Genomic DNA, 23,231 nt, shown 5'->3' on the forward strand with positions numbered 1-23,231 from the left:
TCTTTTGCATTCCATTCATCTGACATTCCTATAGCTGTTTCATCGGCTTTAAGCACAGCTATACCGCCAGACTATTATACGAGTGATGCGCATTTTTTGCTTATTATTTTCGTCCGTATTTTAATTTTATTAGCTCAATGTAGTTTATTATTTCATTCATTTCTTCTTCACTGACATTTTTATCAATATGTGACACGATTTCAGTAATTATTTCTGTTTGCTCGTTGTCCATGTATGGATTATCAGTGCGATCAAGCAGATAATCAGTTGATACGTTGAAGTAATCAGCAACTAATTTTAATTTATCTGCTCCAGGAGTCTTTACTTTCCATGAGTAAATCGAATTCTCACCCATTTCTAGTTTTATAGCAAGTTCTTTAAGAGATATTCTCGCTTCTTCTGCTAACTTTTTTACTCTTCCTAATGTTGTCATATAAGTATTTCCTCCAAAAAAAGCTCACAAAAGTACTAAAAAGAATTAATGAAACGATTAACTAGAACTCCAAAGAATACTTTATAATATTCATAAGCTAATTATTTAGTTAAACAAAATAACAATTAAATCCGTTTTATGCCCATTCCCAAGGATTAATGACTTTTAAGAAGGCTTGTTTAACTTTGCTTATAATACTCTATAGAATTATTTTTGTCAATAATCAGTTGAATAATTAGCTAATATATCAAAAAGTGAGATGAAAGAATGAAAAATAACAGTCGTCTTCTAAGGTAGTTAGCTCTGGAGATTGTTCTATTTATCTAACCACAAGTACTCATCTCATTGCGTATTTGTATGTTTATTGAATTAAATCAATATATTTAAAGATTTTTTCATACCTCCCTCGGTAGAAGCGTAATGTGCGATCTGATTTTAAAGTTTTTCTGACAAGCTAGTCAATAAATACATTGAAATAATTGGCTAACTTCATGACATAGAAAGCTGACTGGAAGTATTGTATAATAAAATTAGCTAAAGTATAAAATACCGATTTTTTATAAAAAGGAGGACCATACTTGGAAAGAAAATTAATAGAGGAAATAAATTTACTTGAAAATAAAAAGTTAGTTATAAATTTGAATATTGTAGCCATCGTTATTGTACTTGTATTAACCGTTTTAGGAATTGTTTTTTCAGGAGGTTTTGAAATAGTAAATGGCTTTGTAGGTGTCGTCTGGCTTTGTTTGGGCTATTTATTATCACTCGTCATTCATGAAGCGGTTCACGGAATATTCTTTAAAACATTTCATCCAGAAGGAAAAGTGAAATTTGGCTTTAAAAATGGGATGGCTTATGCAACGAGTCCTGGATCTTTTTATACGAAAACACAATTTTTTATTATTTCGATTGCTCCATTTGTCGTTCTTACAGGTTTGTTTTTATTTCTTCGTTTTCTTGGTGTGAATGAAGCAGTCGTATATTTGATATTTGCACTACATACATCAGGTTGTGTTGGTGATTTCTACTACTGTATTTTACTGCTTAATAAGCCAGCTGGAATACTAGTAGAAGATACGGAAAAAGGGATTAATTTTTATTCAGAAGGTTAAGTTTGGTAACGATTACAACAAAGTGGTAGAATAAGGATATACTTTTAGGAAGAGGTGCTTGATTTGAAACGAATAACTATTGGTAATAGCGCTTTAACAGCTTCAGAAATTTCACTTGGCTGTATGAGAATGGCGGACTTAAGCAAAGCGGACGCCAACAAGGTGATTAATACAGCACTTGAAAACGGTATTGATTTTTTTGACCACGCGGATATTTATGGTGGTGGTAAATCAGAAGAAGTTTTTGCTGATGCGATTGATATGAACCCAACGATTCGTGAAAAAATGATTCTTCAATCAAAATGTGGTATTCGTCAAGGATTCTTTGATTTTTCAAAAGAGCATATCATTTCTTCTGTGGAAGGTAGCTTGAAGCGCCTGAAAACAGATTATTTAGATACACTTTTACTTCATCGTCCAGATACATTATTTGAGCCTGAAGAAGTAGCAGCAGCTTTTACAGAACTTGAAAAAAGTGGGAAAGTTCGTCATTTTGGCGTAAGTAACCAAAATCCTGGTCAAATTGAACTACTTAAAAAATATGTGGAACAAGATTTAATTGCGAACCAACTACAATTTAGTATTATGCACACAGGAATGATTGATACTGGATTTAATGTAAATATGACAATTGATCCTTCACTTGATCGTGATGGCGGCATTTTAGAATATAGTCGTTTGAACAATATGACGATACAAGCTTGGTCTCCGTTCCAGTATGGCTTTTTTGAAGGGGTATTCCTCGATAATGATAAATTCCCTGAATTAAATAAAGTCATTGATAAAATTGCTGCAGATAAAGCTGTGACAAATTCAGCGATTGCGGTTGCTTGGATTCAGCGTCACCCAGCAAATTTCCAAACAGTGGTAGGTACAATGAATTCAGGGCGTTTAGCAGATATTGCGAAAGGTTCAGATATTACCTTAAGCCGTGAAGAATGGTATGAAATTTATCGTGCAGCTGGTAACCAATTACCATGATTTTCATCAACGCTTGAGCTTACAATAGCTCAAGTGTTTTTTTATATTTTAATGATAGTGAAATTCATTATCAATTAGAAAAATATTTTATCATTTAGCTTGATGTGAATATCTATAAGTGTTAATATAATGAGTATAAAAGGAATGTTTATGTGCATTCTTAATTAGAATTATTATTGTTTAATCTGTTTCTCGCGATTGCGAGAGCAGATTTTTGTGTTTTTAAGGGTAATGCGAATAATTATCAATTAGAGAGGATGAGCGTGGTGAGACACTGGATGGAGCGGAATTGGCAATTTGTTACAACTGGAATCAGCGGGATTTTGATTATTATCGGTTGTATTGTTGGGAGTGAAGTGGGAAACTTTTGGACAGCAGTGATTTTTCTTAGTGCATTTATTATCGGCGGTTTTGAGCAAGCAAAAGAAGGAATACAAGCTACGATAAAAACGAAAAAACTAAATGTAGAATTGCTGATGATTTTAGCTGCTACAGGTGCCTCGATAATCGGTTATTGGTTTGAAGGGGCCGTACTTATTTTTATTTTTTCCATTAGTGGAGCATTAGAAACGTATACAACAAATAAAAGTAAACGGGAAATTACGAAATTAATGGCATTCCAACCTGAAAGAGCATCCCGGCAACGACCAAATGGAGATTTAGAAGAAGTTGCAGCGAAAGATTTGCAGTTGGAGGATTTGGTTATTGTACGTCCGGGCGAGAGCGTACCGATAGACGGTGTAATTGTGCGCGGATCAACCACTTTAAATGAGGCAGCAATCAACGGGGAGTCTGTTCCAACGATGAAAACACGTGGTGCAGAAGTATTTGGCGGAACGATAAATGTCAGCAGTGCGATTACTGTCAAAGTAACACAAACATTTGATAATACAATTTTCAGTAAAATCATTCGACTGGTGGAAACTGCTCAGAATGAACCTTCAAAAACGGCACGATTTATTGAACGATTTGAAGACACGTATGTAAAAGCCGTGCTCTTATTTGTTCTAGTAATGATGTTTTTACCACATTTTGTCCTTGGGTGGTCATGGAATGAAACATTTTATCGTGCCATGGTCTTACTCACGGTAGCATCTCCGTGCGCACTTGTTGCTTCGGTGACTCCAGCTACACTTGCTGCTATTTCAAATGGAGCACGCCACGGAATCTTGTTTAAAGGCGGGGTTCATTTAGAAAACTTGCGTGGGGTGAAGGCAATTGCGTTTGATAAGACGGGGACACTGACAAATGGAACGCCACGACTAACAGACCAATTATTTAAAGCGAATCTGAATAAAAAACGTATTATTAATGTGGTTGTTGCGATGGAACGACAATCACTACACCCACTTGCTGCTGCCATTACAAAGGAATTGGAAGCCGAAGTGACCGAAAAATTGATGGAAATCGAAGTCACCGATGTGCCTGGTTGGGGTGTGAAAGCGATTTATGAAGGTAAAACTTGGCAAATTGGGAAAGCTGGTTTTGTTGGTGAAGAAGTGGCAAAGCAATTTTCAGGAGAGGCTTCTGGAAAACTTGCTAGCGAAGGGAAAACCATTGTATATGTGGCAGCAGATAGCGAAGTAATGGCGATGTTTGCGCTCAAAGATACATGTCGGCCAGAAGCAATTCAGACTGTTAAGGCGTTGAAATCAAAAGGTATCAAAACAATTATGGTTACGGGTGATAATCAACAAACAGGAGAAGCGATTCAAACAGAGCTTGGAATGGACTACGTCGTTGCGGGCTGTTTACCGGCGAAAAAAGTCGATGTTATAAAAGAATTAGCCGTCACATATGGAAGTGTTGCGATGGTTGGTGATGGAATAAATGATGCGCCAGCACTTGCACATGCAGCTGTTGGTATTGCCATGGGGGAAGGAACAGATATTGCCATGGAAACGGCTGATGTTGTATTGATGAAAAATGATTTAGAAAAAATTGCCTATGCGTATACACTTTCGGAACGGCTTCACAGGATTAGTTGGCAAAATATTTGTTTTGCGATTGCAGTGATAGTTTCCTTAATTGCCGCAAATGTATTCCAATTAATTAATTTGCCATTTGGTGTCGTAGGGCATGAAGGAAGTACGATATTAGTTATTTTGAATGGTTTAAGGTTGTTAAAAAATAATCGAAACCTATAAATTGTTTGACTGCTCATCTATTACTAGTCTAAGATAGATGAGCAGTTTCTTTTTGTATAAAAAGGGGTATTACTAGATAGATTGGAGATGAGTACATGAAGAAAATTAATTGGACACAATGGATTGCGCTGTTCGTTTTTGCATCAATGGGTGTTTCTGTCATTTTTACTATTTACGAGATTTTCACAGCACCAATAAAGCAACCGGCCACTGGACCGCATGTAACGCTAAGAGGGGATTATATTTTTTTACTATTTGAAATTTTGTTAGGTATTATCATTTTGTTATTACCATCCATTATTTCAAGACGATTTAAATTTGAAATACCTGGACTTGTTTATATTTTGTTTATTATTTTTTTATATGGATCCATTTATCTCGGAACCGTGCAACAGTTTTACTCCAACGTACCTCATTGGGACAAAATTCTCCATACCTTTAGCGGAGCAATGTTAGGGGCAATTGGTTTTTCTTTTGTCAGCTTGTTAAATGCTAATAGTAAAGTAGTAATGAATTTAAAGCCTGGTTTCATCGCCGTTTTTGCTTTTTGCTTTGCGGTTACGATGGGTGCGTTCTGGGAAGTTTATGAGTATACTTTTGACGGCATTATGAATTTGAATATGCAACGTTATAACCTATCAAACGGAACGCCGCTAACTGGCCGAGCTGCCCTTCAAGACACGATGACCGATATTATTGTCGATATTATCGGCGCATTATTCATCGTCATTATTGGCTACTTCGCTTTGAAAAAAGGTCGCCCGTGGATGGAACGATTTGAATTCAAACGAAAAAACTGGAAAAAAGAGCCTAAGAAAAAATAAACGAGAAAACATCTGTTCCGTGGAGCAGATGTTTTTTGATGCACACTATTACGAACAAATTTGGGTCTCGGAAATGATTGACCCTATCTTGGAACTTTTCTACACTTAATGTGAGCAGGAAAATTATAAAGGAGTGAGGAAATGTTTTTAGATTCGGGGAACTTAGAGGAAATAAAGAAAGCGCTTCAATTTCCGTTTTTTGAAGGGGTAACAACAAATCCAACTATTTTATTAAAAGAAAATCAACCAAGAAAGTCGCATATTACTCAAATTTCTGCCAAACTGGTTTTTGTACAGGCAGCAGGATTATCTGAAGCAGAAATCTGGGAAGATGTTCTCCGGATTCAAGCAATTCAACCAGCTGATGGAATGATGATTGGTTTGAAAATACCTGCCCATGAAGCGGGAATCAAAGTAATTACCAACGTTCGCGCCAAGTTTCCGGAAGCGACTATTCTAGCAACAGCAATCTTTTCATCTGAGCAAGGCTACATTGCTGCACTTGCAGGAGCAGATTACCTGGCACCCTACTACAATCGTATGGAAATTAGTGGGTTAGACGCTGCGAAAACGATAGAAGAATTGCGTTATGTATTAGACTTACAAGAGTTGCAAACGGTGAAAATTATGGGAGCAAGCTTTAAAAACAGTCGTCAAATCATGCAGGCACTAGCAAGTGGAGCAGATACTGTTACCATTAGCTATGACTTATTTTTACAAATGATGAATAAACCACTAGCACTTGAAAGTATTGAGAAATTTAACGAGGATAATGAAGCTTTACCTAAATAACCAAAAAGGAAGTATCCATCAAAAACGGATACTTCCTTTTGCTTATTTATCTTCATCGCGCAGTGGTAAATTGTTTACATAGCTATCTGAGTACTGCAAGAGTTTTCGGCTAGCATCGAATTTTTTCTTCACTTCGCTGGATAACGCTTTATTTGTTCCATTGTAATTAGTTGCTGCACCAGTTTCGAAGCTTTCGTCTGGTTGATACATGTAGGAGTTTGTGAAATAACTTCCTTCTGGCATCGTGTAACGCTCAGGGACATAGTTGTTCTTTGTGTTTAAGATGTCATCGCCAAACATAATTTGGTCGCCTGTATTGATACCAAGCAAGTTCATGACAGTCGGCATAATGTCAACTTCACCACCAACATTTTTGATTTCGCCGGGGTTTTCCATCTCAGGATAATGTAAGAAGAACGGAATGCGGTAGTCGTCTGCTGGGTCTGCTTTTAGCTCAGTGGAACGATTAACGTATTTTTTTTGTTCTTCCGGAAGTTGATCCGTTTTAATAATATGATGATCACCGTAGAAAACAACTACTGAATCATCCCAAATGCCACTATCTTTCAATTTTTGCACAAAGGCGCCAAGTTGCTTATCTGCATAATGAACGGCTTCGAAATAATTACCAAGTTCGGTATCTTTTAAATCACTTGGTAAATCAATTTCTTTTTTATCGTCTGGAATATCAAATGGCATATGACTACTTACACTAATCAATTGCGCATAAAATTTTTGGTTGTTTTTGTACTGGTCTTCTAAAATTGGGAAGGCTTTGTTGTACAGAACCTCATCACTTGGCGAAAATCCGATAACGTCTTCATCACCAAAAAATTTTCGATCATAAAAATTATCAAAGCCGACTGCTGGATAAAATTCATCACGATTGTAGAAACTAGCATCATTTGTGTGGAAGGTTTCTGTTGCGTAATCATTCTTACCGAGCAAACGTGGCATTGACGGAATTACACGATCGCCGTAAGTTTGCGTATTAGTATAATAACCACTTGGGAAGGTAGAAGTATAAACCGACCATTCCGCATCTGCTGTATTTGATTTTGAAACCGTTTGGAAAAATTTGTTAGAATACATCGTTTCGCTTTCTAAGCTATCTAACGTAGGTGTAATCGACTGGCCATTAATTTCAACATGCGTTAAATTACGTTGGAATGACTCTAATTGAACGATGATAAGATTTTTCCCTTTAGCTGCACCGAAATAATTTGGATTTTTGTTTTGCTCAACGCCTTTAATATCTCGGACGTTTTTTGCAGTGATATCAGCTGCTTTTACATGATCAGAACCGGTAATTGCTGCGCTAACATTAAACGTGAAAATACCCATTCTTTTAGCACGTTTGGAGTCGCTAATAATATTTTGTTGCATCATGAAATAAGTAAATCCACTAAGTACAAGTAAAATACTAAGGGAAGACATACCATACACCCGGCTAGTTAAACGGAACGAAGGAAACTCATGTCCTTTTTTTATACTGAAATAAAGGATGAAAGGAAGCAGTATAATATCCATAATGTAGAGCCAATCTGTTCCGCTAAGTAAACTGGTAGCACTCGTTTTTACCACGCCAACTTCGCCGATAAGGGAAAAGCTATGGTAAGTGGGAATTTCATTATAAAAACGAGCATAAAGCACGCAAACGAGCATTAAGATACCAACAAATAACGACATTCCGGCATACCAATAAATATGTGAGCGAACTGGAGCGAACAAATGAATAAGCCCAAGAATTAATACAATGAAAAGGAGGTCCATTCCAAGTGCCAGAAAATTAGGGTCTTTAAAAATTTGGAAATAGGCAAAAGTAAACTTACCAATAATTAATAAAAAATAAAATAAAATCAAGTTAATTCCTCTTTCTAGCATGCTTTGTGGTAAATACACACAAATCCATTCCTTCTAATTTTAGCTTATACGAGCAAACTGTGCAAATCGTGAAAGATGATTCAGATATATTTAGGTAATAGGTGCTAGTTTAGGGAATTTTAATTATAAATTGTATTATTTCTTACAAAGTTATTGACCTTTAAAGCACAAAAGTATATTATTTGAGAAGATTGTAAAAAGGTAGGAGAAAAAATGAATTCTTTATTTAGAAAAAAGCCATTAAACGAATTACTGCATAATAAAAGCGGCAGTACACAACTGAAACAAACGCTCGGTCCGCTGGATTTAACAATGCTCGGAGTTGGAGCGATTGTTGGGACAGGGATATTTATTTTACCAGGGACGGTTGCTGCGAAAAGTGCTGGTCCGGCAATTATTTTTTCCTTTGTTATTGCTGCCATTGTTTGTGCCATCGCAGCGATGTGTTATTCGGAGTTCGCGTCTAGCGTTCCTGTTGCTGGGAGTGCTTATACATATGGCTATGTGGTTTTTGGAGAGTTAATTGGTTGGTTGCTAGGGTGGGCACTTATTTTGGAATATGGGCTTGCTGTGGCTTCTGTCGCAAGTGGCTGGTCTTCGTATTTAAATGCACTGCTTTCTGGTTTCCATATTACAATACCGCAAGCCATTTCTGGGCCTTTTAATCCAGAAGTAGGTACATGGATTAATTTACCTGCTATCTTTATCGTACTCATCATTGCTTTTTTACTAACTCTTGGAATAAAAGAGTCAACGCGAATTAATACGATTATGGTTGCGATTAAAGTGGGGGTTATTTTATTATTTTTAGTTGTAGGGGTATTTTATGTCAAACCTGATAATTGGCAACCTTTCATGCCATTTGGAATAAGCGGTGTGATGAACGGGGCGGCATTAGTATTTTTTGCTTACTTAGGTTTTGATGCTGTTTCCTCAGCTGCTGAAGAGGTGAAGAATCCACAGCGAACGATGCCGATAGGAATTATTGGTTCCTTGCTAATTTGTACCATATTGTATGTAGCTGTTTCGGCTGTTTTAACGGGGATGGTTCCTTATACAGATTTAAATGTGACAGATCCAGTCGCATATGCTCTTCAAGTAATTCATCAAGACTGGGTGGCGGGAATTGTTTCGCTTGGTGCAGTTGTGGGGATGATTACCGTGATCTTAGTTATGAGCTACGGAGCAACAAGGCTTATTTTTGCAATGGGACGAGACGGGCTTTTACCAAAAGTATTAGCGGAAATTAGTGAAAAACATCAAACTCCTGTTAAGAATACTTGGATATTTGCGGTGATTGTTGCTGTTATCAGTGGACTTGTACCACTCGATAAACTAGCAGAACTCGTAAATATTGGGACCTTACTTGCTTTTATGATGGTGTCAATTGGAATTATCTTCTTACGTAAAAATAAATCAATTCAACAAAGTGGCTTCAAAGTACCGTTTTATCCTGTATTACCAGTTGTATCATTCCTGTTATGCGCATTTTTAATTAGTCGTCTATCAGTTCATACCTGGATTCTTTGTGGTATTTGGTTTGTTATTGGTTTCATTGTCTATTTCAGTTATGGTAGAAAACATAGTGAATTGTCGAAAAAATAATTAACTTACTTTTTGTAAGTCATTTTAATGGAAAAGAAACGTTCCTTGTGTTGTAATGAATGTATTACAATAAAAGGAGCGTTTTTACATGAATAAAATAAATGAGATGATGCGACTCGGTGAAGTAGTACTAAATGTAGGTCATTTAGAAGAGATGGCAGGATTTTATCAAGAAGTCATTGGTTTAACATTACTGGAAGAAAATGAACGAGTAGTTCGGCTTGGAGTGAGCGGATCAAATGAAGCGCTACTCGTTTTACGAAAAATAGATGATGCAGTCGTACCAAAAGTGCCACGGATTGGTCTTTTCCATACAGCTTTTCTTTTACCGACGAGAGAGAGCTTGGCAAATGTATTAGTTCATCTGGCAAAATCAGGTTATCCAATTGATGGAGCAGGAGATCATGCTTACAGTGAAGCACTTTATTTGCATGATATAGAAGGAAATGGAATTGAAATTTATGCAGACCGAGCTAAGGCAGATTGGATGCGTGATGGCGAAGGGAACTTGCCAATGGTGACCGAAGAAGTAGATGTGGATAGTTTGCTTCAAATTGCTAAAGAGGAAACTTTTGCTGGATTGCCTGCTGGTACGAAAATTGGTCATGTTCATTTACAAGTGGCTGATGTTGATAAAGCAGAACAGTTTTATCGCAGTGCGCTTGGGATGAATTTAACGACGACGATTCCTTCTGCGCGTTTTTTTGCAGCAGGGGATTATCACCATCATATTGGAACAAATATGTGGGCGGGGCGAAATCTTGAAAATCGGCAAGAGCGAGAAGTGGGACTTGCTTGGTTTACCATTATAACTCCGGATAAAGAAGCGATTAGCAAACAGTTGGAGGAACAAGGTTATCAAGTGAATCGCTTTGAAAATACGATTTCTGTAATAGATACTAGTGGGATTATGATTCATTTTAAATAAAAAAAGAACTGTTTAAGCAAAAAATGCGCTTAAACAGTTTTTTGATGTAATAATAAGGGAAAGGTACATAAGTATAAATATTTTCAATGTCTTCGCTGTATGGTTTTCTTAAGAAGCCAGTTGCTTGACCCAAAAATGGTTTGGAGAATGAGAAAAATCCCAATTCCAAGATTTAAGTAAGATAGAGCTAATGCGGCGTTTTCTGGAAATGCGCTTTGTACAACGAGAAAAGTAATGAAGAAACCGCTGTTTGCACAAAATGCTATCCAAAACCAAGACATGCCACTGAGCTTACTTACTCCAAAAGAAAGTCCAGATATAATGGTAGCTAAGATAAGTCCAGTTACTATCATCGACATAAATTCCATTTCCATCGCTCCTTTGTTACAAATGAATTATTATTAATAATAATGTAACACAAATGAAATGTATTGTAAAGAAATACAAAGAGAGGAGATTCGCAGATGATTGAATTTTTTAAGACAACTAATGAAAAAATGGAGCAACTTTCGTCTTTAGAAGAAGGTTGCTGGGTTAAAGTGACTGATCCTACCGAAGAAGAAATTGGGCGCTTAAGCAAGGAAATGGACGTTCCAAAACCTTATATCTTAGATGCACTTGATTCAGAAGAGCGTTCTCGAATAGAATTAAAACGAGCCGAGCAAGATGTAAGGCACTCCCTTGTTATTGTTGATTGTCCTTATGAATCGGAGGATGAGCTTGGCTACGCAATGTATGAAACACTTCCGATTGGTATTGTTTTAACAAAAGGGCACCTTGTTACCATTTCCTTACGAGACTTGCCAATCTTGTCGGATGTGCGTTCGATGAAGTTAGAAGTCTATGAGACAACCAATCACAAGCAATTTTTGTTAAAATTATTATATGCTGTTTCTTATTATTACCTCAAATATTTAAATCAAATCATCAAACAGACAAATAATTTAGAATTACAGATTAAACAATCCATGAAAAACGAGCAACTCTATGCGTTTATGGCTGTTCAGAAAAGTTTAGTTTTTTTTGCAACAGCGCTTCAATCTAATAAAGCTATCCTCGATAAAATGGAAGATGTCGAACATTTTATGCAGCAAGAAGAGAATCATGATTTACTCAGAGATGTTATTATTGAAAATAAACAAGCAATTGCGATGACGGACACATATACACAAATCATTAGCGGAATGTCGGATGTATTTTCATCAGTTATTTCTAATAATCTAAATATTGTTATGAAATTTTTAACTTCTTTTACAATTATTTTATCATTACCAACCATTGTAGCGAGTATTTATGGGATGAATATTAAGCTACCATTTATGCATAACGATCATGCATTTGCATTAATTCTTTTATTTACGCTACTAATCACAACGGGAGTAACAGTGATTTTTTGGCGTAGAAAATACTTTTAAATATAGAAAACGGGGGAATAAGCATGGAAAAACAAACATACGAAAAACTAGCATATTATACAATCAAAGAAAAAATTCTCAGTGGTAAGCTCCATGTCGGGCAGCATATTTCAGAAGCGGGTATTGCAAAAGAATTATCTATTAGTAGAACACCAGTAAGAAAAGCAATCGCAGTTTTAGTATCAGAAGAATTGATTGAATATGAACTAAACCGCGGAGCAATTGTGATTGAAAGCAGTATGAGTGCGGGGCGTTTTATTGAATTGTTAGAAATGGCAGAAATCCTTATTGTCCAAACTATCGACAAGTGTCAAAATAAAAATTTAACGTACAAACCAGAAAAAGGAGACGAAATACTCAATGAAATGCGGCAAATACATACAGAAGAAGACGTGGATGTATATTTAACATTACTCAGCAAATGGCTGTTACAATTCGTTTCACAATTAGCCAATATTTATGCAGAAGATATTGTGCGGAAAATGAAGCGTGATTTCTTTAATAAAGCACAAAAAGATATTAAAATGATTCCAGTGCTGTTAGAAGATGAGACGCTTGATGGCATAGATCAACTGACAAATCATATGGTGGCAAAAGAATATGATTTAGCAAAAGAAGTAATAAATAGATTAGTGAACTTGTATATAATTCGTACATTTAGATAAGATTTACCGCAAAATTAGGGGGTGCTTTTGATGCGGAAAGTATACGAAATTTTTATTTTAGACTGGCGCCGCTTATTTAAAGCGCCTTTAGCATTATTATTAGTTATAGCACTAATTATTTTACCATCACTTTATGCCTGGTTTAATATCGAAGCACTTTGGGACCCATACTCTAATACTTCTGGGATTAAAGTAGCGGTTTCGATTGATGACGAGGGGGCAGAAGTGGATGTCCCTGGAACCGAGCCAGAGCAGATTAATGTCGGAAATCAATTGAAAAAAGCATTAGAAAAAAATGACAAACTTGGTTGGACTTTTGTTAGTGAAAAAGAAGCTGAAAAAGGTGTGAAAAGCGGGAAGTACTACGCAGCTATACATATCCCGAAAGATTTTTCTGCCGACATGGTTTCAGTTGTTAGTGATAATATTAAAAAGCCGACCATTGATTACTATGTCAACGAAAAGATTAATGCCATCGCGCCAAAAATGACAGAAAGTGGCGCAACAACCATTGTCAATCAAATTAGTTCGGAATTTGTCGGGACTGTCAGTAAAGCTGTTTTAGAAGAATTTAATAAAGCTGGAATTGATCTTGAAAATGAACTTCCAACAATTAGACGTTTAAAAACAAAAGTTTTCCAAGTACAAGATGCATTACCAGAAATAAAAAAAATGGGTGCAGAAGCTGTGAAAATCGAAGCGAAACTCCCAGAATTAAAAGCCAAAGCGAATCAGGTTGTGGAGTTAAATAAAAAAATTCCAGAACTTAATCAAGCAACCGAAAATGTATTATTAGTTGAGCAACAATTGCCGAAAATAGATCAACTCGGTGAAGATATACTCGTTCTTCAAAAGAAAATTCCTGAAATTAAGCAAATTGCTTCCTCAGTAAAAGAAGTGGATGAAAATTTTGGAACGATTAAAAAGACAGTGAACGATGCTGTGGATGAGTCTGGAAAAGCACTTGATGTCATTAACGGAGCAATGGATGCCATTCCTACTGTTCAAAAAATTGCTCAAAATGGTAGTGGCTATGTAGATAAAGTAGCCGATTTTGCAGAGGAGATTAACCAGTCATTCAACACATTAGCGCCAGCAATTAAACAAAATCTGACCTTAATGAAACAAATGGCAGATAATGTGTATCAAGTTACCGAAGCAATCAAAAATGGGTCCATCAGTCGAGACCAGGCAATTACGGAATTAAAGAAGATGGAGCAAGACATTGATTCATTGCAACAAATGATTACAGAACAAACCAAGACGTTAGAAAGTTTAAATGAGACTTTGCCGAATAAGCCGTTTACTGATTTGATTGCCAATCTAAAATCCATCCATTCAGGGTTAACCGCGCAAAAAGCAACGATTACAAAAGTTCGCATACAGCTTGAAAATGGCGAGCAGCCTTCCGAAGAACTTTTAAATACGTTGAACGAACAAGCAAAAACAGTGAGCGAGAAATTGCAGCAAATTTTGGCCAATTATGATACAGCAATTGTTCCCAACATTAAAACGGGCTTAAATCAAATTCAAGCTGATTTAAAAGATAGCCAAAAGCTACTGCAAAATTTACAAGCAAAAATTCCGGAAATCACTCAAGTGTTACAAGACTCTAAAAAAACACTCCAAACCGGTCAGACCTATTTAAAAGAATTCCAAGCTCGTTTGCCAGAAATTCAAAAAACATTAGATGATGCAACCCAAGTAATTGACACCAAGTTGGATACAATTATCGCTGGCATTAATGAAGCTGCTAACTTTTATCAAAATGATTACCCTAATGTGAAAGCAAATATCAAAAAAGCTGCCGATTTTATTCGCAACGATTTACCAGGCTTAGAAAAAGAAATTAATCAAGCCTCCAACCTGATTCAAGAAAAAATGCCAGAATTTGAAAAAGCCGTGACGATTGCCGCGAACCTTTCTCGTGAAGAATTACCAGAATTTGAAAAAGCAATTAATAATGCAGCGAATAAAATTACCGACTTTGATAAAAATTATGATTTGCAAAGTATCATTAAAATGCTAAGAAATGATGCAGATAAGGATAGTTCGTTTATTGCGAGTCCTGTGAGCTTAAAAGAAACAAGTTACTATCCAATTCCGAATTATGGCTCTGCTAGTTCCCCATTCTATACAGCACTTTGTTTGTGGGTCGGGGCATTGTTGCTTATTTCCTTACTTCGAGTCGATGTAGAAGTGCCGGCGGGAATCTTTAACCATTACCACCGTTATTTCGGTCGACTGCTTACTTTCTTATCTATTGGATTGATGCAGGCTTTAATTGTTACACTAGGTAATATTTTCTTATTAGGTGTTTCTATTGCAGAACCACTCTTACATGTACTCTTTAGCATGTTCATTAGCGTTGTGTTTATGACAATCGTTTATACACTCGTGTCGCTATTTAACAATGTCGGAAAAGGAATCGCGATTATCTTACTCGTGCTTCAAATTTCCGGAGCGGGTGGGAATTTCCCAATCCAAGTATCTCCGCCGTTTTTCCAAGCAATCTACCCATTCTTACCGTTTACTTATGCGGTTAGTTTAATTCGAGAAAGTGTTGGTGGACTCTACATGCCAACTGTTTGGATAGATATTAGTGTTCTTGCTGGATTTGCGATTTTATTTATTGGATTCGGAATATTGCTCAAGAAACCGCTTGACAAAATTATTCCCAAACTGTCGGAAAAAGCCAAACGAAGCAAGTTAATCCATTAAAAATATTTTTATGGTATAATTACGAGCAGCGAGGAGGCAGACAATGGTAGCAAATCGATACAATACACTCGAAAAGATGGTTTATGATCGACTTTTATTAAAAATTAAAAAGGGTGAATTAAGTCCCAATCAACATTTAGCAGAAGAAAAATTGGCAGCTGAATTTGGCGTTAGTCGCTCACCATTTCGAAAAACCATTGCCACTCTTGCGGCTCAAGGGATTGTAACTTATCATGAAAATAGTGGTGCGGTCTTAAATGATGTGTTAATTGACGCAGGACGTTATGTTCAATTAATGGAAACCATCAACATCTTAGTGGATGCAGCAATGGTAAAAGCAGCACATTATGGACTGAAAATGGAGGTAGAAAAACTTCACGAACGCCTTCAAGAAATGGAACGTTATTCTTATTTAACGGATTTAGAAAATTATTTTGATGCGCATCATCGCTTTATTCTGTGTTTGATTAGCTTTGCAGACAATCCTTATCAAATGACTATCGCTAAGCAGATTTTCTTTCAGATAGTCTCTTTCTCTGATGGAATTCATATTTTTAAATCAGTCGAGATTCGTGAATGGACAAATAAAAAAAGCAGCCAAATATATGAGCTACTTGCAAAAGAAGACACCGAAGCCGCTCGAAAAACAATTAAAGCAATGTTTGCCGAGTTAACAATTCAGGCATATAGATAAAAAGTTTCCACTTATCGTTTATTTAGATAGGTGGAAGCTTTTTTTGATATAAATGAAAGCCATTTTTCTTACCCATAAATTGAAAATCATAACGGCGATACATTTGGTTAAGCTTATCATTTGTTTCAATACAATCCAAGCGTATATAAGGAACTTGATTGGTATTTGCTAACAGTTCAGACCAGTTAATCATCTGCGCACTTAAAGAAATCCCGCTAAACTGACGAGCAACCATAATCCGGTGCAGATAATAAGCATTTTCATTCGCTAAGTCTTCCCATAAATCTGTATCCCAATTGCTGGGTGTCTTTCGAATAATCATTGCTCCAGCAAGCAAACCTTCTTGTGTTTCAAAAAGAGCTACCTCGCCAAGTTTAATCCGTTCTTCCATTTGATGGACATCAAAGCCTTGCAAAATATCATTCCACTGACTGGAACCCGATTCTTTAAGCCAGCGAGCAGTATTTAGCATCAGTTCATTCATTTTTGAGTAGTCATTTGGCAAAGCAAAGCGGACTAGAAATTCCAGTCCGCCAGCAGAAATTTTATTTTGGTTCATTTTCGTCTTTCGGAGCTTCGGGTTCTTTTACTGTTTCGGGTCCAAAACCATCTGGATGTGAGTCGCGAGCGAAAGGATCTTCTTCCGTTTTTCCAAATGGATCAACGCTTTCTTCCTCAACAATAACGGTTTCTTCTACATAAGCTCCTTCGCTTGCAGCATATAAATCATCATAGAATACAGCGATAGAAGTGATTAGGTAAGGATACACATAAAGTGAAATCCCTAAAGAAATGACCCAAGATGCTAAAATGAGGACGAGTCCACCAAATGTAGCTCCGGCTGCTAGGGCGCTAATTAATTCAGTAGGATCAGTTGTGTAAGAGGTAGAAGCCATTCCACCTGCAACAATAACCCCACCTGCGATTGCAACTGCGATAGGAATTAAGTACCAAAGTAGGAACGTAAGAGACATGCCGAATAGTCTGCCTTTATGTCCATTCATCATGTGGCGACTTTCTGTAATAGCATCTAAAGCAGAGATGTTTGGATTATCGCGTAAAATGAAGAAAGTTTGTGAGTAAGAGTAAGTTTTAATAATTCCTGGAACGATTAAAAGTAAACTCCATAAGAATGTAAAAATACTAATTAGCAAGTAAGCTAAGAAAGTACGGCCAAACTCTTTGAAACCACTAAACATGTACGCAACATCAGGTTGTTCCCTTCTGCTAATTGCAAGATATACCCAAGAAACCCCCACATATAAAGGTCCTGTTAGTAAGAATAAGGCAATCCAACCAATAAATGGAATCCAGCCCAATACGCCACTTGCAACTGTTTCAAGCAACCATGCAAGCACAAATATTCCAATGGCAATACCCCAGTTGCCACGAAGCGACTCTTTCGCTGTTTGTTTTACTTGTGAAATAGTCATCATAATGAAAACTCCTTTTTAATTTATTTTTAAGTATAATAGCAAAAATACCTACTCTTAAAATAGCATACTTTCCGGGACTAATACAGTAATATGAAGTGTTTCATTTTTTTATTTAAATTAGGTGTAAGTTAATTCTTTTTGGGGAAAAGATTATATGGTATGATTAATTTGGAGGTGGCGCAAATGGCCCATGAGAATTTAAGAGAACTAGAAGATCGCTTAATTGAATTACGACAAGAGTATCAAGAAACAATTAGTGAAACGAGAGATTTTGAAGACCCACAACTCCAAAACGGACCGATTAATGCTGCGGAAGTTAGATTAAGTGCATTACGTCACGAAATCTCAGAAGTGGAGAAAAAAATTAAAAAAGTAGAAGGTAATACTAAATAAGGAAATAACGTCCTTTTGCTAATATAAATTTAGCGGAAGGATGTTTCTTTTTATGTGAATTTGGAGGAATGAAAATGAAACCAATTTTTGCTGTAGGGGATGTACACGGAGAAATAACTCTTTTAGATGAGCTGCTCGAAAACTGGGATAAAAAGCGGGAACGACTTCTATTTGTGGGGGACTTAATTGATCGCGGTGAAAATCCTGCAGCGGTCCTTAGAAGGGTAAAAGCGTTAGCAGATAATGCAGGAGCTATTGTTTTAAAAGGCAATCACGAACAAATGTTACTGGATTGGCTAAAAATTCCCTCCGAGAAAATGCACTACTATTTAAGCCAAGGTGGCATGGAAACCATTCAATCACTTATTTCGGACTCACTTGACAAAAAAACCACACCAGAAGGCTTAGCAGAGAGAATTAAGCAAGAATCGGCTGAACTAATTGAGTTTATCCGGAATTTACCGCTTTATTATGAAGAAGGTAAGTATGTGTTTGCCCATGCAGGAGTTGATTTTACTAAAGACGACTGGCATGAAACGGAGGAACGAGATTTTTACTGGATTCGAGAGCCATTTTTGTTCGGTGAAAATAAAACGGGGAAAGTATTTATCTTTGGACATACCCCGGTGCAAAATTTACATAAAGATGGAAGCGCAGGCATCTGGGTTTCAGCAGATAAAACAAGGCTTGATATCGATGGTGGGGCTGTTTTTGGCGGAGAACTTCACGGCGTTGTTGTGGAAGAAAAAGTCATTACAAAAAGCTTTACTGCGAAAAAATAAGCGTTCAAGATGCTTCTCTCTAGGAGCATCTTGAACGCTTATTTTTAATAATACGGCGCCATGAAAAGATAAACTAATACGCCAGTTAAACTTACATATAACCAAATCGGCATCGTCCAACGAACAATTTTTTTATGTTTTTCAATTTGCATAGTCCAGCCCCAAACAAGTGCGAAGAGTGCAAGTGGAACGACGATTGCAGCTAAGAAACTATGTGTAATTAAGATAAAGAAGTAAATCGGACGGATAATTCCAGTTCCACCAAATGTAGATGTTTCGGCGGATAAGTAATGAAATGTTAAATAAGATACTAAGAAGAATAGCGTAGATGTAAATGCTGCAAGGATAAATCCGCGGTGCATGTTAATGTTTTTCTTTTTTATAATCGCCCAAAGTGCAATAACTAAAAATACAAAGGTAAAACTATTAAAGATGGCGTTCATCCGTGGGAAAATCGTGATATCAAAATGCACGGCTCCCTGATAGCCAATTGGTGAAAAAAAGAGTAGTAAAATCACCACAACTGCGATAAATGAAATAATCATTATCGGCCAAAAATAGTTTTTTTCTGATGTCGGCTTTGTGAGTTTTTCTTTATTTTGTTCCATGAAAAAAATAGCCCCCTAAATAAAAAATTGCTGTACCTTATTTCATTATACATGACGAACATATCGGATGCGAAAAATTGAACTTTTTGAGGTATAATGATTGGGAAAGGGTGTTTCTAATGGCAATAATTGCGCGAGAGTTAACGAAAGCAGAAGAAGCGGAAATCATTCGTTTGAAAGAAGAAGGCGAAATCATGCTACAAACAGACGGGACTCCAGAAGAACGCGTTCAGAAAATTGTAGATTACTTGAAAAATACCTCGCCAGACCCAGATTTAGCAGAAGAACAGGGTTATGTGTTAGGTTCTTTATACGGGGAAGCAGTGCGAGAAAAATACGGATGGAAATGGTTGTTTGTTTCTGAAAATGACTTAGAAGGCTATGCAATCACATCGAAAGAGCACGGTTATACCTTTATGGTACATGATTATTTTATGCAAGTGATTGTTGGAAATAAACCGGATAATAGTAAAATGTTGTTTGAGTTAATGCCAGATATGACAGGGAATCGGAATGATTTTCGGATAATAGGATGAAAAAGCTAGCCGTTGATGTCGGCTAGCTTTCTTGTTATTGGTTGGATGTGGAGATTTTCATATACTAATAAGTCCATTTTAATCTAATCCTTAAATTCTTGGAAACGAAAATTAGTTCCTAGTGATTGGTTTGCTACTGTGTATTCCCTGAATTTATAAATTAATGGGGACCAATTATTAATATTTATTCTTTTTAATAAGTATATTAGAGATACGAAATTTGTTCGAAGCAGTGGAAATAACAATCTAATTATGGAGAAGGCAATTAAAGATGTAGTTGTATAATAGGAAATAGATTGTGAGAGTTAGGGGGGGATTATCCAAGCAATCTAGAAGGATTTGTAAAGGATTATCTTATAAGGTGTCTGAAATGTGGTTAGTTAGAAAATACTGGGTAAAATGGAATGTAAAAGTTAAAAGATTTATAGTAATTTTAAACTTTCAAATGAATAAACATAAGATAATATACATTGGAAAATGTATTTCAATGAAATAAAAGAGAAATATTTAACATTAATGTTGTTTATGTTTGTATACTTTGTGACGTTTTTTCGAAAAGTGTATAAATTCGTGCATAATAACACAAATGGTGATTATTTTCACAATTATTTCTGTGAAATATTCAAAATGAGTTGAAAAAAACCATAATTTAAGCTGAATTTTGTTGTTCATGACAAGAATCGGACATTTCATTACATTTTTGGTTATACATCCAGTGATTATATTATAATTGTTCTAAAAAACACAAAAAGGGAGCGAATGTCAAATGGCAACAGAGACAATACAAAAGCAAGCAAAGAAATGTGTATGTGCTTTATTAGCTGGAGGATTAGCTAAAGTATCCTTTGGAGGTGTAGTTGCAAAAGCAATGGTTGGAACAATATTAAGTAATAGTTTTAAAAATTATAATTATATGAAGCAAACAATCTATAAAAAATCTGACAAGAACTATTATTATTATAAAGTAATAGATGAGTTTTCAAATAGCAAAACTAAATGGAAGGGGCCAGTAAATACAAGCTATCAAAAAGTTAGAAAGTAAAAATAGGAGAGGAAGTAAAGCTGTTGAATTATAAAAAATTGATTGCAAGTATACTATTGTATATCGTGCTATTTATTGTAACGGGAATTATATTTGATAATTTCAATATATTTGTATTGGTTGTTGGAACTATTTGTTATGCACTCGCAATCATCCCGCTTGTAAAAAATAAATAAAGAAGTACAAAAAATTAATGTATTTACTTTTATGCATGAATATACGTTCGCAAATAGTAATAATTAACCTTTTAGTATCAAAAATGAGAAAAAAGACGCGCCGCAAATAAGAACGTATTTCTGTGTGAATTGCAATATGTCTTTCCAAGCTAGTAAAAAGAGCAGACAAATTTGTCCGCTCTTTTTTTCAATATCTTATCTATTCTCCGCTTTATTATAAGCACCATGCCAAACAGGTCCGATGAATTCATTTAAAGCAAATCCGCCTTTGATAGCAGCTGTAACGAAATCTTTCGCTTTAGCAACTGCTTCTTCTACTGTTAAGCCTTTCGCAAGTCCAGCTGTAATTGCGGCTGCGAAAGTACAACCAGCGCCGTGATTATGACTTGGAGAAATTTTTTCAACTTCATAAACAGTGAAATCTTTTCCATCATAAAGTAAGTCGATGGCTTTGTCGCTTTCTAGTGCTTTTCCGCCTTTAATAACAACGTATTTAGCGCCGAGTTCGATGATTTTTTTCGCAGCTGATTTCATGTCGTCTAAAGTTGTTAATTTGCCAAGACCAGATAATTGACCAGCTTCGAACAGGTTTGGTGTCGTAATAGTTGCTTTTGGAAGTAACAAGTCACGGATAGCTTCCGCGTTTTCAGGTTGGATTAATTCATCTTCGCCTTTACAAACCATTACGGGATCAATAACGACATTTTTTAAATCATATTTATCAATCGCTTCACGAGTAGCTTTGATGATGTCGATCGAGCCAAGCATACCTGTTTTCATTGCATCAACCGGGCCGCCAGAAAGGATTGTTTTCAGTTGTTCACGTACAAGACCTGCATCAATTGGAGTAACGCCATGCGCCCAATTGTTGTCTGGATCCATTGTTACGATTGTTGTAATTGCGCTAAAACCATAAGTACCATATTCTTCAAAAGTTTTTAAATCTGCTTGTAATCCAGCACCACCGCTAGAATCAGAGCCTGCAATAGTTAATGTTTTTTTGATTGTCATGATTTTTCCTCCTAAAAATAAACTTTAGTCATTTGTTTCAAGCATTTTATAGATGGCAGCTGCAACCCCGTGTTCATCGTTGGTTGAGGTAACGTGTTCTGCTAAATCTTTTACTTCTTCTTCGGCATTTCCCATTGCGACACTGTAACCAGCCATTTTGAGCATTGAAATGTCATTCATATTATCTCCAATTGCAAAAGTTTCATCAAGCGTTATGCCTAATTTTTCTACATAATATTGTAAGGAAATTCCTTTTTGTGCTTCACGGTGGGTAATTTCAATATTGTCGGAAAACGAAGAAGTAACAGAGAGCTCATTTTCTTTTTCCAGTTTTGCCTTAGCTTTTGCAAGGACTTCTTTGTCAGATGAGAAGGAAATGAATTTTAGGATAGTTAGTTCTTTATTGGCTAAAATTCGTTCTACATCAGGAATTTCGTGAACGTCTTTGGATTCAAAACGTTCTTCTACTTTTTCGGTGATTTCTGTTACAGGAATATCTGGGTGGATGCGCTGATGCATTTTTATCATAAATTCTTTGCCGCGTGCTTTGTCGGTTGTAATTGGTCCCATATCTGTGAAAAACTCTGTATACATGCCAAGGTCAGATAGTGTATTATACGTATCTCGTGCTAAGTCTCTGTCAATTGGATGTTGTAAAACGATTTTGCCGTGTTCATCACGAATTTCCGCACCATTCATACAAATAGCTGGTGCGTATAAATTTGCTTTATTAATTAATCCCATCGCATCGTCATACATCCGTCCAGTACATAGGACAAAATGAATCCCTTTTGTACGAGCTTTTTCGATTGCCTCGACGTTTTCTTGTGCAATCTCGATATCAGAGTTAAGTAGTGTGCCATCCATATCTGAAGCAATAACTTTAATCATAATATTTAATTCCTCCCCAATTTTACCTACTTAATTAGAATAGCATTTTTTAAAGAAAAATGCACAAAAGGTAGCTGCGAGTAGTTTTCTTTGCAGTCTGATTACTTTACTATATTTCTTTCTGTCATTTGGTTATAATAGATAAGAATAAAACG

General features: G+C 36.2%; 24 protein-coding genes. 16 read left to right on the plus strand and 8 right to left on the minus strand.

Annotation, left to right across the window (positions count from 1 at the left end):
- Positions 1 to 103: 103 nt before the first annotated feature.
- Complete coding sequence (locus tag JL53_RS03850) at positions 104 to 433, minus strand: helix-turn-helix domain-containing protein (protein ID WP_003718779.1); 330 nt, start codon at positions 431 to 433, stop codon at positions 104 to 106.
- Positions 434 to 1,011: 578 nt separating this feature from the next.
- On the opposite strand from JL53_RS03850, the gene JL53_RS03855 reads away from it, so the two are divergent.
- The 5 genes from JL53_RS03855 (at position 1,012) to JL53_RS03875 (ending at position 6,289) form a co-directional block, all read left to right on the plus strand.
- A complete protein-coding gene (locus tag JL53_RS03855) occupies positions 1,012 to 1,545 on the plus strand; it encodes a DUF3267 domain-containing protein (protein ID WP_038406825.1) in 534 nt (177 codons plus the stop codon).
- Positions 1,546 to 1,608: 63 nt separating this feature from the next.
- Complete coding sequence (locus tag JL53_RS03860; RefSeq protein ID WP_038406826.1) at positions 1,609 to 2,526, plus strand: aldo/keto reductase; 918 nt, start codon at positions 1,609 to 1,611, stop codon at positions 2,524 to 2,526.
- A gap of 257 nt (positions 2,527 to 2,783) precedes the next feature.
- Entirely contained in the window at positions 2,784 to 4,673 is a 1,890-nt protein-coding gene (locus tag JL53_RS03865; protein ID WP_234288393.1) for a heavy metal translocating P-type ATPase, read from the plus strand.
- A gap of 95 nt (positions 4,674 to 4,768) precedes the next feature.
- Positions 4,769 to 5,497: a DUF2238 domain-containing protein gene (locus tag JL53_RS03870; protein WP_038406827.1), complete on the plus strand. Its 729-nt coding sequence runs from the start codon at positions 4,769 to 4,771 to the stop codon at positions 5,495 to 5,497.
- Positions 5,498 to 5,638: 141 nt separating this feature from the next.
- Positions 5,639 to 6,289 (plus strand): transaldolase family protein, encoded by a 651-nt coding sequence (locus JL53_RS03875; protein WP_038406828.1) that lies wholly within the window; start codon positions 5,639 to 5,641, stop codon positions 6,287 to 6,289.
- Between the two features lie 42 nt (positions 6,290 to 6,331).
- Here JL53_RS03875 and JL53_RS03880 read toward each other — a convergent pair whose 3' ends face one another.
- Positions 6,332 to 8,152, minus strand: coding sequence for an LTA synthase family protein (locus JL53_RS03880; protein ID WP_074674018.1), 1,821 nt, complete (start codon positions 8,150 to 8,152; stop codon positions 6,332 to 6,334).
- A gap of 234 nt (positions 8,153 to 8,386) precedes the next feature.
- On the opposite strand from JL53_RS03880, the gene JL53_RS03885 reads away from it, so the two are divergent.
- Positions 8,387 to 9,778, plus strand: coding sequence for a branched-chain amino acid transporter BcaP (locus tag JL53_RS03885; RefSeq protein WP_038406829.1), 1,392 nt, complete (start codon positions 8,387 to 8,389; stop codon positions 9,776 to 9,778).
- Between the two features lie 88 nt (positions 9,779 to 9,866).
- Positions 9,867 to 10,706 carry a VOC family protein gene (locus tag JL53_RS03890; RefSeq protein ID WP_038406830.1) on the plus strand — a complete coding sequence of 280 codons (840 nt, stop codon included), beginning with the start codon at positions 9,867 to 9,869 and terminating at the stop codon, positions 10,704 to 10,706.
- 83 nt (positions 10,707 to 10,789) lie between these two features.
- On the opposite strand, the gene JL53_RS03895 is transcribed toward JL53_RS03890, so the two are convergent.
- Positions 10,790 to 11,074, minus strand: a complete 285-nt coding sequence (locus JL53_RS03895) for a hypothetical protein (protein WP_038406831.1) — start codon at positions 11,072 to 11,074, stop codon at positions 10,790 to 10,792.
- A gap of 96 nt (positions 11,075 to 11,170) precedes the next feature.
- On the opposite strand from JL53_RS03895, the gene JL53_RS03900 reads away from it, so the two are divergent.
- From JL53_RS03900 to JL53_RS03915, 4 genes are read left to right on the plus strand one after another with little or no spacing between them, the layout of a single operon-like run.
- The gene (locus JL53_RS03900) at positions 11,171 to 12,121 is read left to right on the plus strand and encodes a magnesium transporter CorA family protein (RefSeq protein WP_038406832.1); all 951 of its coding nucleotides are present in this window, start codon (positions 11,171 to 11,173) and stop codon (positions 12,119 to 12,121) included.
- A 23-nt stretch (positions 12,122 to 12,144) separates the two neighbouring features.
- On the plus strand, positions 12,145 to 12,786 hold the full coding sequence (locus JL53_RS03905) for a GntR family transcriptional regulator (RefSeq protein WP_003718790.1): 642 nt from the start codon (positions 12,145 to 12,147) through the stop codon (positions 12,784 to 12,786).
- A gap of 30 nt (positions 12,787 to 12,816) precedes the next feature.
- Entirely contained in the window at positions 12,817 to 15,507 is a 2,691-nt protein-coding gene (locus JL53_RS03910) for a YhgE/Pip domain-containing protein (protein WP_038406833.1), read from the plus strand.
- A gap of 43 nt (positions 15,508 to 15,550) precedes the next feature.
- Entirely contained in the window at positions 15,551 to 16,201 is a 651-nt protein-coding gene (locus tag JL53_RS03915; RefSeq protein WP_038406834.1) for a GntR family transcriptional regulator, read from the plus strand.
- 22 nt (positions 16,202 to 16,223) lie between these two features.
- Here JL53_RS03915 and JL53_RS03920 read toward each other — a convergent pair whose 3' ends face one another.
- Complete coding sequence (locus tag JL53_RS03920; protein WP_003718794.1) at positions 16,224 to 16,760, minus strand: N-acetyltransferase; 537 nt, start codon at positions 16,758 to 16,760, stop codon at positions 16,224 to 16,226.
- The gene (locus tag JL53_RS03925; RefSeq protein ID WP_077916438.1) at positions 16,747 to 17,634 is read right to left on the minus strand and encodes a DUF975 family protein; all 888 of its coding nucleotides are present in this window, start codon (positions 17,632 to 17,634) and stop codon (positions 16,747 to 16,749) included. The genes JL53_RS03920 and JL53_RS03925 overlap by 14 nt, the downstream gene beginning before the upstream one ends.
- Before the next feature lie 186 nt (positions 17,635 to 17,820).
- Between JL53_RS03925 and JL53_RS03930 the strand changes: the two genes are divergently transcribed.
- Together JL53_RS03930 and JL53_RS03935 are read left to right on the plus strand one after the other, a co-directional pair.
- Positions 17,821 to 18,030 (plus strand): Lmo0654 family protein, encoded by a 210-nt coding sequence (locus JL53_RS03930; RefSeq protein ID WP_003718796.1) that lies wholly within the window; start codon positions 17,821 to 17,823, stop codon positions 18,028 to 18,030.
- Between the two features lie 74 nt (positions 18,031 to 18,104).
- A complete protein-coding gene (locus JL53_RS03935) occupies positions 18,105 to 18,812 on the plus strand; it encodes a metallophosphoesterase (RefSeq protein ID WP_038406836.1) in 708 nt (235 codons plus the stop codon).
- Between the two features lie 44 nt (positions 18,813 to 18,856).
- On the opposite strand, the gene JL53_RS03940 is transcribed toward JL53_RS03935, so the two are convergent.
- Positions 18,857 to 19,420 (minus strand): DUF420 domain-containing protein, encoded by a 564-nt coding sequence (locus tag JL53_RS03940; protein WP_003718798.1) that lies wholly within the window; start codon positions 19,418 to 19,420, stop codon positions 18,857 to 18,859.
- Between the two features lie 119 nt (positions 19,421 to 19,539).
- On the opposite strand from JL53_RS03940, the gene JL53_RS03945 reads away from it, so the two are divergent.
- The 3 genes from JL53_RS03945 to JL53_RS15635 all read left to right on the plus strand — a co-directional run bounded on the left by JL53_RS03945 (position 19,540) and on the right by JL53_RS15635 (position 21,174).
- Positions 19,540 to 19,956 carry a hypothetical protein gene (locus JL53_RS03945; protein ID WP_038406837.1) on the plus strand — a complete coding sequence of 139 codons (417 nt, stop codon included), beginning with the start codon at positions 19,540 to 19,542 and terminating at the stop codon, positions 19,954 to 19,956.
- A 766-nt stretch (positions 19,957 to 20,722) separates the two neighbouring features.
- Positions 20,723 to 20,998 carry a hypothetical protein gene (locus tag JL53_RS03950; protein WP_003718801.1) on the plus strand — a complete coding sequence of 92 codons (276 nt, stop codon included), beginning with the start codon at positions 20,723 to 20,725 and terminating at the stop codon, positions 20,996 to 20,998.
- Between the two features lie 23 nt (positions 20,999 to 21,021).
- A complete protein-coding gene (locus JL53_RS15635) occupies positions 21,022 to 21,174 on the plus strand; it encodes a hypothetical protein (protein ID WP_003718802.1) in 153 nt (50 codons plus the stop codon).
- Between the two features lie 195 nt (positions 21,175 to 21,369).
- Here the strand turns inward: JL53_RS15635 and pdxK are convergent, their stop codons facing one another.
- Both pdxK and JL53_RS03960 read right to left on the minus strand, forming a co-directional pair.
- On the minus strand, positions 21,370 to 22,185 hold the full coding sequence (gene pdxK, locus JL53_RS03955) for a pyridoxine/pyridoxal/pyridoxamine kinase (protein ID WP_038406838.1): 816 nt from the start codon (positions 22,183 to 22,185) through the stop codon (positions 21,370 to 21,372).
- Between the two features lie 24 nt (positions 22,186 to 22,209).
- A complete protein-coding gene (locus tag JL53_RS03960; RefSeq protein ID WP_038406839.1) occupies positions 22,210 to 23,076 on the minus strand; it encodes a Cof-type HAD-IIB family hydrolase in 867 nt (288 codons plus the stop codon).
- Between the last annotated feature and the right edge of the window lie 155 nt (positions 23,077 to 23,231).

It is taken from the genome of Listeria ivanovii subsp. londoniensis, assembly GCF_000763495.1.
GTDB lineage: Bacteria > Bacillota > Bacilli > Lactobacillales > Listeriaceae > Listeria > Listeria londoniensis.

What these genes read in the sequence shown, in the direction of transcription:
- JL53_RS03850 (WP_003718779.1), bottom strand. Translation starts at nt 433, where the DNA reads ATGACAACATTAGGAAGAGTAAAAAAGTTAGCAGAAGAAGCGAGAATA.
- JL53_RS03865 (WP_234288393.1), top strand. Translation starts at nt 2,784, where the DNA reads ATGAGCGTGGTGAGACACTGGATGGAGCGGAATTGGCAATTTGTTACA.
- JL53_RS03870 (WP_038406827.1), top strand. Translation starts at nt 4,769, where the DNA reads ATGAAGAAAATTAATTGGACACAATGGATTGCGCTGTTCGTTTTTGCA.
- JL53_RS03875 (WP_038406828.1), top strand. Translation starts at nt 5,639, where the DNA reads ATGTTTTTAGATTCGGGGAACTTAGAGGAAATAAAGAAAGCGCTTCAA.
- JL53_RS03885 (WP_038406829.1), top strand. Translation starts at nt 8,387, where the DNA reads ATGAATTCTTTATTTAGAAAAAAGCCATTAAACGAATTACTGCATAAT.
- JL53_RS03890 (WP_038406830.1), top strand. Translation starts at nt 9,867, where the DNA reads ATGAATAAAATAAATGAGATGATGCGACTCGGTGAAGTAGTACTAAAT.
- JL53_RS03895 (WP_038406831.1), bottom strand. Translation starts at nt 11,074, where the DNA reads ATGGAATTTATGTCGATGATAGTAACTGGACTTATCTTAGCTACCATT.
- JL53_RS03900 (WP_038406832.1), top strand. Translation starts at nt 11,171, where the DNA reads ATGATTGAATTTTTTAAGACAACTAATGAAAAAATGGAGCAACTTTCG.
- JL53_RS03905 (WP_003718790.1), top strand. Translation starts at nt 12,145, where the DNA reads ATGGAAAAACAAACATACGAAAAACTAGCATATTATACAATCAAAGAA.
- JL53_RS03910 (WP_038406833.1), top strand. Translation starts at nt 12,817, where the DNA reads ATGCGGAAAGTATACGAAATTTTTATTTTAGACTGGCGCCGCTTATTT.
- JL53_RS03915 (WP_038406834.1), top strand. Translation starts at nt 15,551, where the DNA reads ATGGTAGCAAATCGATACAATACACTCGAAAAGATGGTTTATGATCGA.
- JL53_RS03920 (WP_003718794.1), bottom strand. Translation starts at nt 16,760, where the DNA reads ATGAACCAAAATAAAATTTCTGCTGGCGGACTGGAATTTCTAGTCCGC.
- JL53_RS03925 (WP_077916438.1), bottom strand. Translation starts at nt 17,634, where the DNA reads ATGACTATTTCACAAGTAAAACAAACAGCGAAAGAGTCGCTTCGTGGC.
- JL53_RS03930 (WP_003718796.1), top strand. Translation starts at nt 17,821, where the DNA reads ATGGCCCATGAGAATTTAAGAGAACTAGAAGATCGCTTAATTGAATTA.
- JL53_RS03935 (WP_038406836.1), top strand. Translation starts at nt 18,105, where the DNA reads ATGAAACCAATTTTTGCTGTAGGGGATGTACACGGAGAAATAACTCTT.
- JL53_RS03940 (WP_003718798.1), bottom strand. Translation starts at nt 19,420, where the DNA reads ATGGAACAAAATAAAGAAAAACTCACAAAGCCGACATCAGAAAAAAAC.
- JL53_RS03945 (WP_038406837.1), top strand. Translation starts at nt 19,540, where the DNA reads ATGGCAATAATTGCGCGAGAGTTAACGAAAGCAGAAGAAGCGGAAATC.
- JL53_RS03950 (WP_003718801.1), top strand. Translation starts at nt 20,723, where the DNA reads ATGGCAACAGAGACAATACAAAAGCAAGCAAAGAAATGTGTATGTGCT.
- pdxK (WP_038406838.1), bottom strand. Translation starts at nt 22,185, where the DNA reads ATGACAATCAAAAAAACATTAACTATTGCAGGCTCTGATTCTAGCGGT.
- JL53_RS03960 (WP_038406839.1), bottom strand. Translation starts at nt 23,076, where the DNA reads ATGATTAAAGTTATTGCTTCAGATATGGATGGCACACTACTTAACTCT.